Here is a 15,249-nt window from a genome sequence, read left to right as displayed (position 1 = left end):
GATGTTTTAAATATTAAATGTTAATTTGTCTTTAAAGCCATTATATTTTCAGCGCATTTAATTAGGACTGACGCTTATTAATCAACGCACGCGCCACGCTTGACCCATTACGACGACCTAAAAAATCACTGATACGCTCACCTGCCACGACTAATTTATCTAAGTCAATGCCAGTGCTAATACCCATACCGTGCAGCATATAGACTACATCTTCGGTTGCGACATTACCCGTTGCGCCTTTGGCATACGGGCAGCCACCAAGCCCAGCCACTGAGGTATCGAATTCGCTGACGCCCATCTGTAGTGCGGCTAAGGTATTACTGACGGCTTGACCATAAGTATCATGGAAATGTCCTGATAGCATAGTGATGTCGGCATATTCTAGTGCGGCTTGTAACGCGCGCTGTACTTTCAGCGGAGTACCAACACCAATCGTATCAGCAATACCAATCTGTTCTGAACCAATCTCAACCAAGCGCTTAGTCACATAAGCCACTTGGCTAGGGTCAATCTCGCCTTCATAAGGGCAACCGACCGTGCAAGAGATAACACCGCGTACCTTGATGCCCTGCTCTTTTGCAGCAGCGGCAACGGGTGCAAAACGTTCAATACTTTCATCAATACTGCAATTGATGTTTTTTTGACTAAAGGTTTCACTGGCTGAGCCAAAAATTACTATTTCATCAGGACGATGCACAATAGCATTTTCAAAACCGCGCATATTGGGCACGAGTACTGAATAAATAATGTCATCACGCCTATTATCTGCAAGCACGGTCATCAGCTCACTGTTGTCGCCCATTTGCGGCACCCACTTTGGCGAGACAAAGCTGGTCGCCTCAAGCTTTTTGACGCCTGCCGCGATTAAATCGTTGATAAGCGTTTGCTTAACGGCAGTCGGTACCGTCATCGATTCATTTTGTAAGCCATCACGTGGGCTGACATCCACGATGGTGACGTGCTCTGGATACGAATGGCTCATGGTTATTATCCTTTCATTGTTCTTATACTTCAGTTCTTATACTTCAGTTCTTATACTTCGGCTCTTAAGCTTCGCTAGCTTCCGTGTCAATACGCAGCAGCTCATCACCATCAGCAACCGAGTCACCCGCCGCAAATAACAATTCTGCCACCACGCCGTCAGTTGGTGCGGTAATGGTATGTTCAATTTTCATCGCTTCGATAACGGCAAGTGGCTCACCTTTTTTCACGCTATCGCCGACAGCCACTTTAAAGGCAACGACCTGCCCTGGCATTGGTGACTTCAAACTACCGACCGCCGCAGACTCTTCTCCCACATGCGCCATGATATCAATCAGCGTAATCTCATCACGCCCTCTATCAGTGAACACATAGACTATCTCATTATGTACCCAGCTCTGGGCGTTAGTACGTGCGCCTTCTAACCATAAAGTATGATTGTGTGCGTCACTGCTGGCGTAGCTAACTTCACCTTGATAAACAGTTTCCAACTCAGCAGCTACATTGATATTGCTATTATCCTGAGTGTTAGCGACCTCTTTTTCAATGACCAACGTAAAGCTGCTGGTATTTTCAGCACCCTTTTTACTGTCAGAATAATGTGCGTTGTGCCAATTGCTAATACGGGCGCTATAAGCTTGCTCATCATAAACCAAGCTAAACGATCTTGCATAAGCGTTATAAGCACGGAAACCAGTAGGCTTACTAAACGGATCTGCATCTGCGTCTTGTGCAATCCCTTCACTGGCAAGCTGCTGCGCGATAGCAGTAACAGCAAGCGTCGATAACTGAAGCGGATGCTGATTAAACAGCTCGTCCGCCTCACGCTCTATCAGTGCAGTATCGAGGTTGGCTTGACTAAATGACTCAGTATTGAGAATGTAGCGCAAAAATGCCACGTTAGTCGGCAAGCCAACGATGCGTGTTTGTCCGAGTGCTCGATCGAGTTTAGCCAATGCTTGCTCGCGAGTGGGCGCATGAACGATAAGCTTGGCAATCATAGAGTCGTAGAACGGGCTAATCACATCGCCCTCGCGCACCCCATCATCGATACGCACGCCTGCGCTGTCGTTATTAATAACAAAGGTGCTATGCTCAGGTTTTTGATAAGTAAATAAAGTACCTGTCGCTGGCAAAAAACCATTGTCAGGGTTTTCTGCACAGATACGCGCTTCAATCGCATGACCATTAATCGCCAGCTCATCTTGCTGCTTAGGTAATGGCTTACCCGCGGCGACCAAGAGTTGCCACTCGACCAAATCAACGCCAGTGATAGCTTCACTGACTGGATGCTCAACTTGCAAACGGGTATTCATCTCCATGAAATAAAAATTCATAGAACCTTCGCGCTGTTCAACGATAAATTCAACCGTGCCTGCACCAAAATAACTAACCGCACGTGCGGCTTCGATTGCCGCTGTTCCCATCGCTTCACGCATGGTAGCGTCAACACCTGGAGCTGGCGCTTCCTCTAATACCTTTTGATGGCGACGTTGTACCGAGCAATCACGCTCAAACAGATGCACATAGTTGCCATGCGTATCACCAAATACTTGGATTTCGATATGGCGTGGTTTTAGGGCATATTTTTCGACCAATACCTGATCATTACCAAAGCTGGTAATCGCTTCACGACGACAGGAGTCTAACAGGTCAATAAAATCGCTGCTCTGCTCAACGATACGCATACCTTTACCGCCACCGCCAGCACTGGCTTTAATCAGTACCGGATAGCCAATGCTATCTGCTTGCTGTTTTAAAAACTCTGCATCTTGATTATCACCATGATAACCCGGTATCAATGGCACGCCAGCCGCTTCCATCAAACGCTTGGATTCAGATTTGCCGCCCATCGCGCGAATAGCATCAGCTGATGGACCAATAAAGACCAAACCTGCATCCTGACAGGCTTGAGCAAAGTCAGCATTTTCACTTAAAAACCCATAACCTGGGTGAATCGCTTCTGCACCAGTCTCTTGAGCAATCGCAATGATAGCATCGCCTTTAAGATAGCTGTCTTTGGGAGACGATCCGCCCAAATAAACGGCTTCATCACAGACAGCGACATGCTTAGCTTCACGGTCGGCATCAGAATAAACAGCGACGGTATTTACACCCAGACGCTTTGCAGTCGCTGCAACACGGCAGGCAATTTCACCACGGTTGGCGATTAGAATTTTAGAAAACATAACTATCCCTGTGTCTTGTCGTTTTTATCGTTTTTAACATTCGTTTGTGACATTAATAAATAATAAAATATAGGTTGATGTTCACGTGTGACTGTTTTAAAAAAATAGCATCTGCTGTTAATTTATCGTCAATTTACCAAATATCTCTTCTATTATTAATCTGCTGTCAGCCAATCAGGCTTCCTTTTTTGCAGAAACGCTTGTACGCCTTCTTTACCTTGCTCTGATGAACGAATATCAGCGATGCCTTTTACCGTATCGGCAATCAATTCATTGGTAATGGGTGCGCCCGCCACTTCATGCAATAAACGTTTGCAAGTCTTAACCGCATCCGGGCTGTTTTTGACCACTTTGGCGCAGAACGTGGCTACCTCATCATTAAGCGCTTCTTCGCTGACGCGCTCATGGATCAAGCCCAGTTGCTGAGCTTTTTTGGCATCAAAAACTTCTGCACTTAAGAAATAGCGCTGTGATGCGCGAGCACCTAGCGCTTTGATAACATAAGGGCTAATCGTTGCAGGAGCCAATCCCAAACGCACTTCGCTTAGGCAAAAGTTCGCAATTTTAACCGCGATGGCTACATCGCAAACGGCTATTAAACCCATACCACCTGCATAGACATCCCCTTGAATAGCGGCAACCGTTGGTTTGGGGCATTCATAAATGGTCTTAAGCATTTGCGCGAGTTTATCAGCGTCTGCTAGGTTCTCTTCATAGCTATAATCTGCCATCGCACGCATCCAGTTAAGATCCGCACCAGCACAAAACGCTTTACCAGCAGCCGCTAGCACAATGACTCGGACATTATCATCAGTGCCAAGCTTGTTGAATACATCCGTTAATTCGGCAATCATTTCATCATTAAAAGCATTACGTATTTCAGGGCGGTTTAATGTTACCGTAGCCACGTGCTGCTCAATATCGACCAATAGGCTTTTATAATTATTCATATAGAGTTATCTCAATGTTTTGTAGTAACTTTTGCATGTCTTTTTTTACGGATAATTTTGCGTCACGTTCTTTTTTACTTCTAACACCGTCATTCTATCTTTGAAAAGAAATGGGTGACTGGTAGAAATTTCCGCAGCCTCTGTCGGCGTAGGCACAGCACGCAAGAAAATTTTTACCAGTCACGTACTGACCTTAGTAACACAGTCTATTTTGTAAACTAAAGCACTCACTCATCAAAAGTAGAATACCAATCTACATTCTAAAGACACCATAAGTAGTTTCTTCAATCGGTGCGTTATAGGCAGCGCTCAAACCTAACGCCAGTACGTTACGAGTATCGGCAGGATCAATCACCCCATCATCCCAGAGACGCGCCGTTGCATAATATGGATGACCTTGCTCTTCGTACATATCGAGAATCGGCGCTTTAAATGCGGCTTCATCTTCCGCACTCCACTCCTCGCCTTTACGGTCAAAATTGTCACGCTTGACCGTTGCCAATACCGATGCTGCTTGCTCGCCGCCCATCACAGAGATGCGCGCATTTGGCCACATCCATAAGAAGCGTGGACTATAAGCACGGCCACACATGCCGTAGTTACCAGCGCCGAATGAGCCGCCAACGATGACGGTAAATTTTGGCACTTTCGCGTTGGCCACTGCCATCACCATCTTGGCACCATGACGAGCAATACCTTCGTTTTCATATTTACGACCAACCATAAAGCCGGTGATGTTTTGCAGGAATATCAATGGGATTTTACGCTTACAACATAGCTCAATAAAGTGTGTGCCTTTTTGCGCCGACTCACTAAACAAGATGCCGTTGTTGGCGATAATACCGACTGGCATACCTTCGATATGGGCAAAACCGCAAACCAGCGTGGTACCAAAGCGCGCCTTAAATTCATCAAAGGCACTGTCATCGACGATACGAGCGATAATTTCTTTAATATCAAATGGCTTACGTTTGTCCGTTGGGATGACGCCGTATAGCTCTTTGGCATCGTAGCGCGGTGGGCGTGGTTTAATTTGATTCGGAACTTGCTTGGCAGGACGGTTGAGATGGCTGACGATATTACGCGCAATCGATAGCGCGTGAGTATCGTTCTGTGCTAAATGGTCGACGACCCCTGACAGACGGGTATGCACATCGCCGCCGCCCAAATCTTCAGCGGTGACCTCTTCGCCCGTTGCTGCTTTCACGAGTGGCGGACCACCCAAAAAGATGGTTCCTTGGTCCTTAACAATAATAGATTCATCACTCATAGCTGGTACATAAGCACCGCCCGCCGTACAGCTACCCATGACTACGGCAATCTGTGGAATGCCTGCAGCACTCATGTTGGCCTGATTAAAAAAGATGCGCCCGAAGTGCTCTTTGTCAGGGAATACGTCATCTTGGTTGGGTAAGTTAGCGCCGCCTGAATCCACCAAATATACGCAAGGCAAGTTGTTTTCTTGGGCGATTTCTTGCGCACGTAGATGTTTTTTTACCGTCAATGGGTAATAAGTTCCGCCTTTTACCGTGGCATCATTACAGACAATCATACATTCAGTGCCGTTAATGCGACCGATACCAGCAATCACGCCAGCAGCTGGAATATCTTCGCCATACATATCGTGCGCTGCCATCGGAGCCACTTCTAAAAATGGCGTACCTACATCAAGCAAACGCTCGACGCGCTCACGAGGCAGCAGCTTGCCACGCGCTAGATGCTTAGCACGCGCCCGCTCTGAACCACCTTGGACGACTTTACGCAAGTGCACATATAAGTCATCGACCACCTCTTGCATAGCGGCACTGTTTTGCTGAAATTCAGCAGCGTTTGGACTCAATTTACTGGTTATGATAGCGCTCATGATATCCCTTTTCTTTAATGCGTAAATGCGAGTAGCTTTTTTATGCGAGTTATTCTAACTGCTATTTATTTTAAGCGTTACTCACATGATTAATCCGTGATGTTTAAAACCTAAATGTTTCAGACCTAAGCAGCAAGCTTACTATAAGCCCAGCTCATCTTTCATCATCTCAACAATTTTATATTTTTGAATTTTGCCCGTAATGGTCATCGGGTATTCTTCGACGAAACGATAGTGAGTTGGTATTTTATAATGGGCAATGTTATTGCGGCAGAACTCCTTAACCTCTTCTTCGCTTAAGCAATCAGGCTCTTTGGGAATAATCCAAGCCGCTAATACTTCACCGTACTTAGCGTCAGGTATGCCAACGATTTGTACATCGCGAATCTTGGGATGGCGATACAGATAGTTTTCAATCTCTACTGGGTAGATATTCTCGCCACCGCGAATGACCATGTCTTTGCTACGACCGACCACTTTGACGTACCCATCTTCATCCATGGTTGCCAAGTCGCCTGTATGCATCCAATTATCTTGAATGGACGCGCGGGTTTTGAAGCGGTCGCCCCAATAGCCTTTCATCACCGAATAGCCGCGCGTGAGTAGCTCGCCTTTTTCTCCTAGCGGTACAGTCTCGCCCGTTTCTGTATCGATAATTTTGACTTCAAGCGCTGGCTGCACCAGTCCTACAGTGGAAACCTGCTTTTCAAGCGGTGTATGCTTGTTCGTCTGACAAGATACTGGACTGGTCTCGGTCATGCCATAAGCAATGGTGACTTCACTCATGTGCATCTCATCAATGACGCGGCGCATGACTTCAATCGGACAGCTAGAGCCTGCCATAATACCAGTGCGCAAAGTGGATAAATCGTATTGGTCAAAGTCTGGATGATCAAGCATCGCGATAAACATCGTTGGCACGCCATGCAAACCAGTACATTTTTCTTCTTCGACCGCTTGCAGGACACTTAATGGCTCAAAACCATCGTTGGGATATACGATACAACCGCCATGGGTCAAAATGGCTAAATTCCCGAGTACCATACCAAAACAGTGATAAAGCGGCACAGGAATACACAATATGTCTTCTTCAGTGAGATTCATGGCCTCACCAATGAAGTAGCCATTATTGAGGATATTACGATGGCTTAACGTGGCACCTTTTGGCGTGCCAGTCGTACCGCTAGTGAACTGCACATTAATAGCGTCAGTGTTTTTGAGTTGTGCTTGCCGTTCAGCAACGCGTGGGTCGTTCGGGTCACCCTCACTTATCCAGTCAGAGAACTTTTGCATATAACTAAAGGTTTCATCATTACCTGGTTCATCAATCCAAATAATACGCTCAATCGTCGGTATTTCGACCAAATCCAACTGATTATAAGTTTTATGATAAATCTCTGGACACAGCTCACGCACCATTTGCGTATAATCGCTGGTCTTGAAGTGGCGCATTAACACCAAAGCCGAGCAGCCAAGTTTATTCAAGGCATACTGCAACTCAAAGGTACGATAGGCAGGATTGATATTGACGAGGATAACGCCGACTTTAGCAGTCGCTAATTGCATTAGCAACCATTCGGCATTGTTATGCGACCAGATACCGACGCGATCACCAATCTCAAGTCCCATCTCAATCATACTGCTCGCCAGTTGATTGACCTTTTCTTGTAGCTGTTTATAAGTCCAGCGGATATTTTGGTGACATGAAACCAGCGCTTCGCGCTCTGGACATCTTGCGACAATGGCGTCAAAAAAGTCGCCGATAGTCGCTTCAATCAGCGGCACATCGGGGCCTTTATCATAACTTTGAGAAAGTGGCGCATTTGCTGAGCGTGCACCCATATTGATGCTGGGAATGTTAGCTAAGATAGTATCTAAATCAATATTTTGAGTCATAACGAGTCCTTTCGTTTTACTTTTTTATTCTATATAAAAACAGCCCGTAAGCTAATTTTTCGTCCTTGAATATATATCATATATTATTATCTACTATACCGCTTCAAATGAAAGACTGTCAATGATAGCGATACAATATGTATCATTTAAAAGCATAGCATAAGTTAAATAAATTTTTCATAGATAAATAATGAATATTTAATATAACCTAAAATACAAAAGCCAGCTTTATAGTATAGTAGTATAAAACTGACTTTATCAGTGTTTAACACTTCTGTCTTTAGGCCTTTAGCATTCAGTTGTAAGTCTTTATAATACTAGCGATTATAAATTAATGACTTATGTTTGTTAGCGTCTATCTACTACAGCCTAATCCAAGCTCAATTCCTCTATCATTTGCTCAACGATTTTATATTTCTGAATTTTACCAGTCACGGTCATTGGATATTCAGTCACGAAGCGAAAGTAAGTCGGCACTTTATAATGTGCAATGTGGTCACGACAGAACTGCCTTACCTCATCTTCGGTCAAACTTCCTGGCTCTTTTGGAATAATCCAAGCAGCCAGCACTTCGCCATACTTTTTATCAGGAACCCCGACGATTTGTACATCACGGATTTTAGGATGACGATAGAGATAGTTTTCGACTTCTACTGGATAGATGTTTTCGCCGCCACGAATGATCATATCTTTACTACGCCCAACCACCGTGATATAACCATCTTCGTCCATCGTTGCCAAATCACCCGTATGCATCCAGCCATCAGTGATTGCCGCACGTGTTTTAAAACGGCTACCCCAATAGCCTTTCATGACCGCATAGCCATATGTCAGTAGCTCGCCCGTCTCTCCAATCGGGACGACCTCACCAGTTTCGGTATCGACGATTTTGACCTCAAGCGCTGGTAGCACCATCCCCACTGTGGACACTCTCTTTTCAAGTGGCGTTTGCGAGCTGGTCTGACAAGAAGCTGGACTGGTCTCGGTCATGCCATAAGCAATGGTCACCTCGCTCATGTGCATCTTATCCATGACACGGCGCATGACCTCAATAGGACAGCTTGAGCCGCCCATGATACCCGTGCGCAAACTGGACAAATCAAAGCTATCAAATTCTGGTTGATCAAGTTCCGCGATAAACATCGTCGGGACGCCAAGTAGAGCAGTACATTTTTCTTCTTCCACTGTTTGCAATACCGTTAGCGGATCAAAACCATCATTGGGATACACCGCGCAACCACCATGGGTTAAAATGGCTAAATTGCCACCCACCATGCCAAAGCAGTGATAAAGCGGCAATGGAATACATAGCCTATCCTCCTCTGTCAGCCTCATTCCTTCGCCCATAAAATAGCCGTTATTTAGGATATTGCGATGCGTTAAGGTAGCGCCTTTCGGTGTGCCGGTCGTGCCACTGGTAAACTGCACACTAATAGCGTCAGTATTCTTAAGCTGAGCTTGGCGTTCCGCTACGCGAGGGTCGTTTGCATCACCCTCTACCATCCACGTAGAGAACTTTTGCATAAAATTAAAATCCTCATCGCTCTCTGGTTCATCAATCCAAATAATGCGCTCAATCGTTGGAATTTCGACCAAATCAAGCTGATTATAGCTTTTATGATAAATTTCAGGACATAGCTCGCGAATCATTTGCGTATAATCACTGGTTTTAAAATGACGCATCAATACCAAGGCCGAGCAGCCCAGTTTATTCAGCGCATATTGCAGCTCAAAAGTTCGATAAGCAGGATTGATATTGACTAAGATGACGCCGATTTTTGCTGTTGCTAATTGCATCAGCAGCCATTCCGCATTGTTATGCGACCAAATAGCGATACGATCACCTATCTCAAGCCCCATCTCAATCATGGCACTGGCTAACTGATTGACTTTCTCCTGTAGCTCAAGATAAGTCCAACGGATATTTTGATGGCGAGAAACCAAGGCTTCACGTTCAGGATATTTATTGACAATGGCATCAAAAAAATCACCGATAGTCGCTTCAATCAGCGGCACATCAAGTCCTTTATCATGGCTTTGGGACAGTGGCGCATTTGCCGAGCGTGCGCCTATATTGACTTTGGGAACATTGTTAAGAATACTGTCATTAAGAGTATTGTCATTAAGAATATTGTCGAAATTGGTGAGCTGAGTCATAACGAGTCCTTTCGTTTTGCTGTTAGTTTTATTATTGCCTTATGAGCATTTAATGCGCTGCTAAGGTAAGTACAATATTCCTCCTTGAATATTCTTTATAACTAGACAGTATAGTTAAATCATGCCCTAACCAATATAGCGCCTTAAACGAAAGACTGTCAATCATAACTGATACAGCACGTATCGATTAGGATTGATGCGACGTATTATCATGTTAGCGAGTGATATAAAAGATGCGATAGACATAAAAAAGCCAATGCTGCATTAGAATTGCAGCACTGGCTATGGTGTAGAGATTTTTTAATAATTAAGCTTTAGGCATGACAGGCGCTTTAATAGTCACTGTCGCACTGACTTCGTTGTTATCATCTAGCAAATCCATGATTAACTCTTCATCAGTCTCAGTCTTTACCTTCCAATTGCCAGCAGCTTGCGGAACCCCAGTAACCATCACAGAAATGGCTTTATTTTTTAGACGAATCATCGGCGGCTTATGTTCATAGCCATCATGCTCATGACCTAAAATATCATCAGCAATGGTCGCAGCTTGCGCACGCAGCGGTGCAACATAACGACAGGCAACCCCATTGATAGACATACAATCGCCAATGGCATAAATACTAGAAGCATTAGTACGCAACGTTGTCGCATCGACCACGATACCGGTACGTCGATTGAATTCAACACCAGCAGCAGCAGGCAATTTATCATCAACGAGCAAGCCTGTACTGGCAATCACATGATCGACAATGAGCGGCTCGAGTTGCTGAGCAGTAGCACTGTCAGCGGCTGACGCTAGTGGCTCATAACTGACCTGCAATTTACCATTATCTTTACGAGTAACATCAGACACTTGGCAACTGCCCAAAAAATTAATCCCTTGTGATTTGACCGCTTGAGCAATACGAGCCGTGGCTTTTGGCGGTAGCATTTGTGAAAGTGGTGCATCATTTAAATCGATCAGCGTCACTTCATGACCAGCCTTCAGCAAGTCCTCTGCTATTTCTGTCCCAACCATGCCAGCCCCAACAATGGCAACATGCTGACTACCGGTTGCCAGCTTCTCTTGCAGTTGACCAAAGCGCTCAATATGATTGACATGCCAAACCAAATCCTCTGGCAAGCTTTGCGGAAAGATAGGGTGAGCACCCATTGCTAGCACTAGCTTGTCATAGCTGATCGTTGCGTAACTCGTGTTGGCTGGATCTGAGCGATTAGCAGAGACAAGATATAACTGCTGACTGGCAGCATCAATATCACTAACTTGCGTATTGGCAAGTAAATTGATATTCGCAGCCTCTGCTGCATCATTACCCGTAGCTCTCACTAAATCTGATGCGCTTTTGTTTTGGCTAATTGCCATTGTTAGCATTGGCTTATGATAACGATCGCCACTATCAGCGGTAATCAAGGTAATTGGAATGTCTTTATCTTTCGCCCGAATCGCATCGATGACATGCCAGCCGGCCAATCCTGCACCAATAATGACCACACCTTTCGATGTAGATGAACGTTCTGCACTCATACAAGCTCCTATTAACTTAATTACTGTGTGTATCAGATTTTGCCAAATATAATTGCCCTTATTGTATCAGTAAACAGCCATTCACTCATCTATTCTCCCACGTCGCTCACGATGTAGTTACTCATATCAATATTAATATTGAAGATATAAACCTACCCCCACAAAAAAGCGCCTATTTATAGACGCTTTAAAAATGACTCACAGGGCTACATGCTAATGATTAAGAATCTTCGATAAGAACATTTGCGCGCGCTCACTTTTCGCACCTTCAAAGAATTCATCTTTACTACAGTTTTCAACGATATAGCCTTCATCCATAAAGATAATACGATTAGCTACCTGACTAGCAAAGCCCATCTCATGAGTGACACACATCATCGTCATACCATCGCGGGTCAGCTCTACCATGACATCCAGCACCTCTTGAATCATCTCCGGATCAAGTGCTGAGGTTGGCTCATCAAACAGCATTGCAACTGGATCCATCGCCAGCGCACGTGCAATCGCTACCCGCTGCTGCTGACCACCGGACAATTCGGCCGGATACTTCGCTGCTTGTACGGTCAGTCCTACGCGATCCAGATACGCCATCGCTTTTTGTTTAGCCTCACTTTCTTTACGGCCTAATACTTTAATCTGCGCGACCATTAAGTTATCAATAATAGTCAAATGCGGGAACAATTCAAAATGTTGAAACACCATGCCAACGCTACTGCGCAGCTTAGGTAAATCGGTCTTTGGCGCACCGACTGAGATGCCATTGACCATAATCTGACCTTTTTGAAAAGGCTCAAGTCCATTGACGGTCTTAATCAAAGTAGATTTACCACTACCCGATGGCCCACAGACCACCACCACGTCACCTTTGTGCACGTGGGCAGAACAGTCGCTCAAAACTTGAAAGTCACCATACCATTTGCTGACGTCAGTCATTTGAATGACCATCTCATCACTAGCATGGCCGTTATTGGTAACCAGTCCGCCAAAGTCATTTGTATACGTATCAGCACTACTCATCACTGGCTCCTAACCGTCGTATTTTGGATAATTTTATTGTTCTTATAAATTCTAGGCGATAGCTTCTTATTTGCCAAAATTTATTAATAATTGGCTATTACTAGAACATAGGATAAAAATTTCAAACATTTAAATTTCAGTTATTAGAACCTCAAACGTTTTTGCACTTGTTGTACGCCAATAGAAGCGCTTAAGCTGATGATAAAATACACCGCTCCTGCCCCTAAAATATAAGGCGTTAATAAGCCCATCAGCTCACCACGTACGTAGGCTGCACGGAAAAAGTCTGTCAAACCGATAGCAAATACCAATGTCGTATCTTGGAATAAAATAATACATTGCTGCAAAATAAGTGGCAGCATCTTCCGAAAGGCTTGTGGTAGCACGACTAAGCGCATGGTCTGCCCATAAGTCATACCCAAAGCTTTTGCGGCATTTACTTGCCCACTACCGATAGACTGAATACCCGCACGCACCACTTCTGAAAAATAGGCGGCTTCGAACATCATAAAGGCAACGACGCACGAGGCAAAGGCTGCATCAAGTTGTAAGTATTTACCAGCTACCCAAAAGTAGATCATCGGTACGGCAAAATAAAACCATAGCAATACTAATAGCAACGGTACAGAACGAAAGTAATTGACGTACAGCTTGGCTGGTACTTCTAATATCTTAATACCAGATAGCCGCATCAAAGCGAGTACCGTTCCTAAACTGATACCACCGATGATGGCTAAGAATAATACTTTTAAGGTGGTCAGCATTCCACCCATTAGACCTGGATAGGCCGTTGCAAGTTCGGTCATCATACTCATTTCTGACTCCCTGCAATAAGCCCTGGTACACGCAGTTTGCGCTCAATCAAACCCATGATAGCTATCAAAGACAGGTTAAACACCAAATAAATCACGGTCGCGTAAGTATAAATTTCAAGGTTATTTTGCGTATATTCGCTAATGGTTTTGGTCTGGCTAATCAGCTCCATTACGCCAACCAAAGATGCCACTGAAGCATTCTTGAAGCAGTTGGTCAGCTCAGAGCTAAGTGGCGGTAGAATGACGCGAAATGCCTGTGGTAACAGAACTTCCTTATAAGCTTGCGGGATACTAAACCCTAGCGCGTAGGCAGCATTGATTTGACCTTGTGGCAATGACTGGATACCCGTACGCACTTGCTCAACAATTCGCGCAGCGGTAAATAAGCCAAGACCAATACTCGCTGAGAGCATAGCTGAGGTATTTGGAGATAAGTCTTTATACCACCATTCTTGTAAGGCAGGTGTTAGCCAGCCAGGGGCAACATAAAACCAAAAGAATAATTGAACTAATAGAGGGATATTACGAAAAAAAGTCACATAGGCGGTGCCGATACTGCGAGCTGTCTTGCTTGGCAAAGTGCGCATGATACCAAAAATGGTACCAATGACCATGGCAATCGCCCATGCAATACTACCAATTAATAACAACCAGCCAAGGCCGGTAATCATCCAATGTATGTACAGCTCATTACCAATACCAGTATGCTCAAAGAGCACACCCCAGTTCCAGCTATAATTCATTTTTGTCTCTCCGAGCAACGGAAGATAGACTCATGCGCTAGGTTGAACTTAATGACTACCTAATACCTAAGCGCATGAGTCGGCTATATTGAGGGACAAAATGTCATTATTGTGCAGCGTCTTTTGGCTGGGCACTATCATGTGGATTAGCAATTAAAGCTTTTAAGTTGTCTGACATCTCAAAGTTTAGATTGACGTTCTTCGGTGGGATAGGGTTTAAGAACCACTTGTCATAAATGCTATTAATCTCACCTGAACTAAAGGTGTTAGCCAATGCTTCATCGACCACAGCTTTAAACTCAGGATCGTCTTTACGCATCATACAACCATAGATTTCAAACGATTGCGGCGTACCAACGATTACCCATTCATCAGGATTTTTTGCTTTGGCTTTTTCGCCTGCAAGCAGTACATCATCCATCATAAACGCATCAGCACGACCATTCTCTAACATCAAGAAGCCTTCGCCATGATCTTTGGCAGAGATGATATCGGTATCCATCTTCTTCTCGTCGTTATATTGGCGAATATAACGCTCTGAGGTCGTACCTGCAGTCGTGACGAGCGTTTTACCTTTTAAGTCTTCAAAGTCTTGAATGCCAGAGTCGGTCTTGGTTAATAAGCGCGTCCCAATCTCAAAGAAGCCATTAGAGAAAGCCACTTGTTTTTGGCGCTCTTCATTATTAGTCGTTGAGCCACACTCAAAATCTACCGTACCGTTTTGTACTAATGGAATACGAGTCTGCGAGGTAATTAGGTTATAGCGAATGTTTAGGTCTGGCATGTTTAGCTTTTGCTTAACTGCTTCGACCACTTTCATCTCTAAATCATGCGCATAACCCATCGGCTGGTTAGGGTCATCTGCGATGTAAGAAAATGGAATAGAGGAGTCACGATAACCGACGACAATAGTGCCCGAATCTTTTATTTTTTGTAGGGTGCCGTTAGGATTTGCTGCGGCCTCTGTAGTCGCTGCATCGTCTGCTGGAGCAGCATCATCAGCAGTTTGGTTACTGTTATTACAGCCAGCCAAGCCAAGTGCCATAAAAGCAGCTAACGTTAGAGGTTTTGAGATTGAATAAGCCATAAGATACATCCTTTTATCAAACTAT

The 15,249-nt window shown here is 44.6% G+C and carries 11 protein-coding genes; all 11 read right to left on the bottom strand.

The genetic code is table 11. From position 1 onward, the window contains the following. Positions 1-61: 61 nt before the first annotated feature. The 11 genes from AK825_RS01970 to AK825_RS01920 all read right to left on the bottom strand — a co-directional run bounded on the left by AK825_RS01970 (position 62) and on the right by AK825_RS01920 (position 15,224). The gene (locus AK825_RS01970; RefSeq protein WP_068034292.1) at positions 62-982 is read right to left on the bottom strand and encodes a hydroxymethylglutaryl-CoA lyase; all 921 of its coding nucleotides are present in this window, start codon (positions 980-982) and stop codon (positions 62-64) included. Positions 983-1,046: 64 nt separating this feature from the next. Continuing rightward, positions 1,047-3,170 carry an acetyl/propionyl/methylcrotonyl-CoA carboxylase subunit alpha gene (locus tag AK825_RS01965; protein WP_068034290.1) on the bottom strand — a complete coding sequence of 708 codons (2,124 nt, stop codon included), beginning with the start codon at positions 3,168-3,170 and terminating at the stop codon, positions 1,047-1,049. Between the two features lie 155 nt (positions 3,171-3,325). Continuing rightward, entirely contained in the window at positions 3,326-4,120 is a 795-nt protein-coding gene (locus AK825_RS01960) for an enoyl-CoA hydratase/isomerase family protein (protein WP_068034287.1), read from the bottom strand. A gap of 253 nt (positions 4,121-4,373) precedes the next feature. After that, positions 4,374-5,984 carry a carboxyl transferase domain-containing protein gene (locus AK825_RS01955; protein ID WP_068034285.1) on the bottom strand — a complete coding sequence of 537 codons (1,611 nt, stop codon included), beginning with the start codon at positions 5,982-5,984 and terminating at the stop codon, positions 4,374-4,376. Positions 5,985-6,125: 141 nt separating this feature from the next. After that, on the bottom strand, positions 6,126-7,880 hold the full coding sequence (locus AK825_RS01950) for an AMP-binding protein (RefSeq protein ID WP_068034283.1): 1,755 nt from the start codon (positions 7,878-7,880) through the stop codon (positions 6,126-6,128). A gap of 369 nt (positions 7,881-8,249) precedes the next feature. Beyond that, positions 8,250-10,037: an AMP-binding protein gene (locus AK825_RS01945; protein WP_068034281.1), complete on the bottom strand. Its 1,788-nt coding sequence runs from the start codon at positions 10,035-10,037 to the stop codon at positions 8,250-8,252. 307 nt (positions 10,038-10,344) lie between these two features. Next, positions 10,345-11,562 (bottom strand): FAD-dependent oxidoreductase, encoded by a 1,218-nt coding sequence (locus AK825_RS01940; protein ID WP_068034278.1) that lies wholly within the window; start codon positions 11,560-11,562, stop codon positions 10,345-10,347. Between the two features lie 213 nt (positions 11,563-11,775). Next, a complete protein-coding gene (locus AK825_RS01935; protein WP_068038908.1) occupies positions 11,776-12,507 on the bottom strand; it encodes an amino acid ABC transporter ATP-binding protein in 732 nt (243 codons plus the stop codon). Positions 12,508-12,722: 215 nt separating this feature from the next. Further along, positions 12,723-13,394: an ABC transporter permease subunit gene (locus AK825_RS01930; protein ID WP_068034276.1), complete on the bottom strand. Its 672-nt coding sequence runs from the start codon at positions 13,392-13,394 to the stop codon at positions 12,723-12,725. Further along, positions 13,391-14,137: an amino acid ABC transporter permease gene (locus AK825_RS01925; RefSeq protein ID WP_068034274.1), complete on the bottom strand. Its 747-nt coding sequence runs from the start codon at positions 14,135-14,137 to the stop codon at positions 13,391-13,393. The genes AK825_RS01930 and AK825_RS01925 overlap by 4 nt, the downstream gene beginning before the upstream one ends. Positions 14,138-14,243: 106 nt before the next feature. Beyond that, entirely contained in the window at positions 14,244-15,224 is a 981-nt protein-coding gene (locus AK825_RS01920; protein WP_203226484.1) for a glutamate/aspartate ABC transporter substrate-binding protein, read from the bottom strand. Between the last annotated feature and the right edge of the window lie 25 nt (positions 15,225-15,249).

The organism is Psychrobacter sp. P11G5 (genome assembly GCF_001593305.1).
GTDB lineage: Bacteria > Pseudomonadota > Gammaproteobacteria > Pseudomonadales > Moraxellaceae > Psychrobacter.
Note: the sequence above shows the minus strand (reverse complement) of the source record. Positions and strands in the feature narration are given on the sequence as shown.

Bases quoted from the DNA above. Each gene is read 5' to 3' on its own strand.
- AK825_RS01970 (WP_068034292.1), bottom strand. From the start codon at position 982: ATGAGCCATTCGTATCCAGAGCACGTCACCATCGTGGATGTCAGCCCA.
- AK825_RS01940 (WP_068034278.1), bottom strand. From the start codon at position 11,562: ATGAGTGCAGAACGTTCATCTACATCGAAAGGTGTGGTCATTATTGGT.
- AK825_RS01950 (WP_068034283.1), bottom strand. From the start codon at position 7,880: ATGACTCAAAATATTGATTTAGATACTATCTTAGCTAACATTCCCAGC.
- AK825_RS01930 (WP_068034276.1), bottom strand. From the start codon at position 13,394: ATGAGTATGATGACCGAACTTGCAACGGCCTATCCAGGTCTAATGGGT.
- AK825_RS01955 (WP_068034285.1), bottom strand. From the start codon at position 5,984: ATGAGCGCTATCATAACCAGTAAATTGAGTCCAAACGCTGCTGAATTT.
- AK825_RS01945 (WP_068034281.1), bottom strand. From the start codon at position 10,037: ATGACTCAGCTCACCAATTTCGACAATATTCTTAATGACAATACTCTT.
- AK825_RS01965 (WP_068034290.1), bottom strand. From the start codon at position 3,170: ATGTTTTCTAAAATTCTAATCGCCAACCGTGGTGAAATTGCCTGCCGT.
- AK825_RS01935 (WP_068038908.1), bottom strand. From the start codon at position 12,507: ATGGTCATTCAAATGACTGACGTCAGCAAATGGTATGGTGACTTTCAA.
- AK825_RS01960 (WP_068034287.1), bottom strand. From the start codon at position 4,120: ATGAATAATTATAAAAGCCTATTGGTCGATATTGAGCAGCACGTGGCT.
- AK825_RS01920 (WP_203226484.1), bottom strand. From the start codon at position 15,224: ATGGCTTATTCAATCTCAAAACCTCTAACGTTAGCTGCTTTTATGGCA.
- AK825_RS01925 (WP_068034274.1), bottom strand. From the start codon at position 14,137: ATGAATTATAGCTGGAACTGGGGTGTGCTCTTTGAGCATACTGGTATT.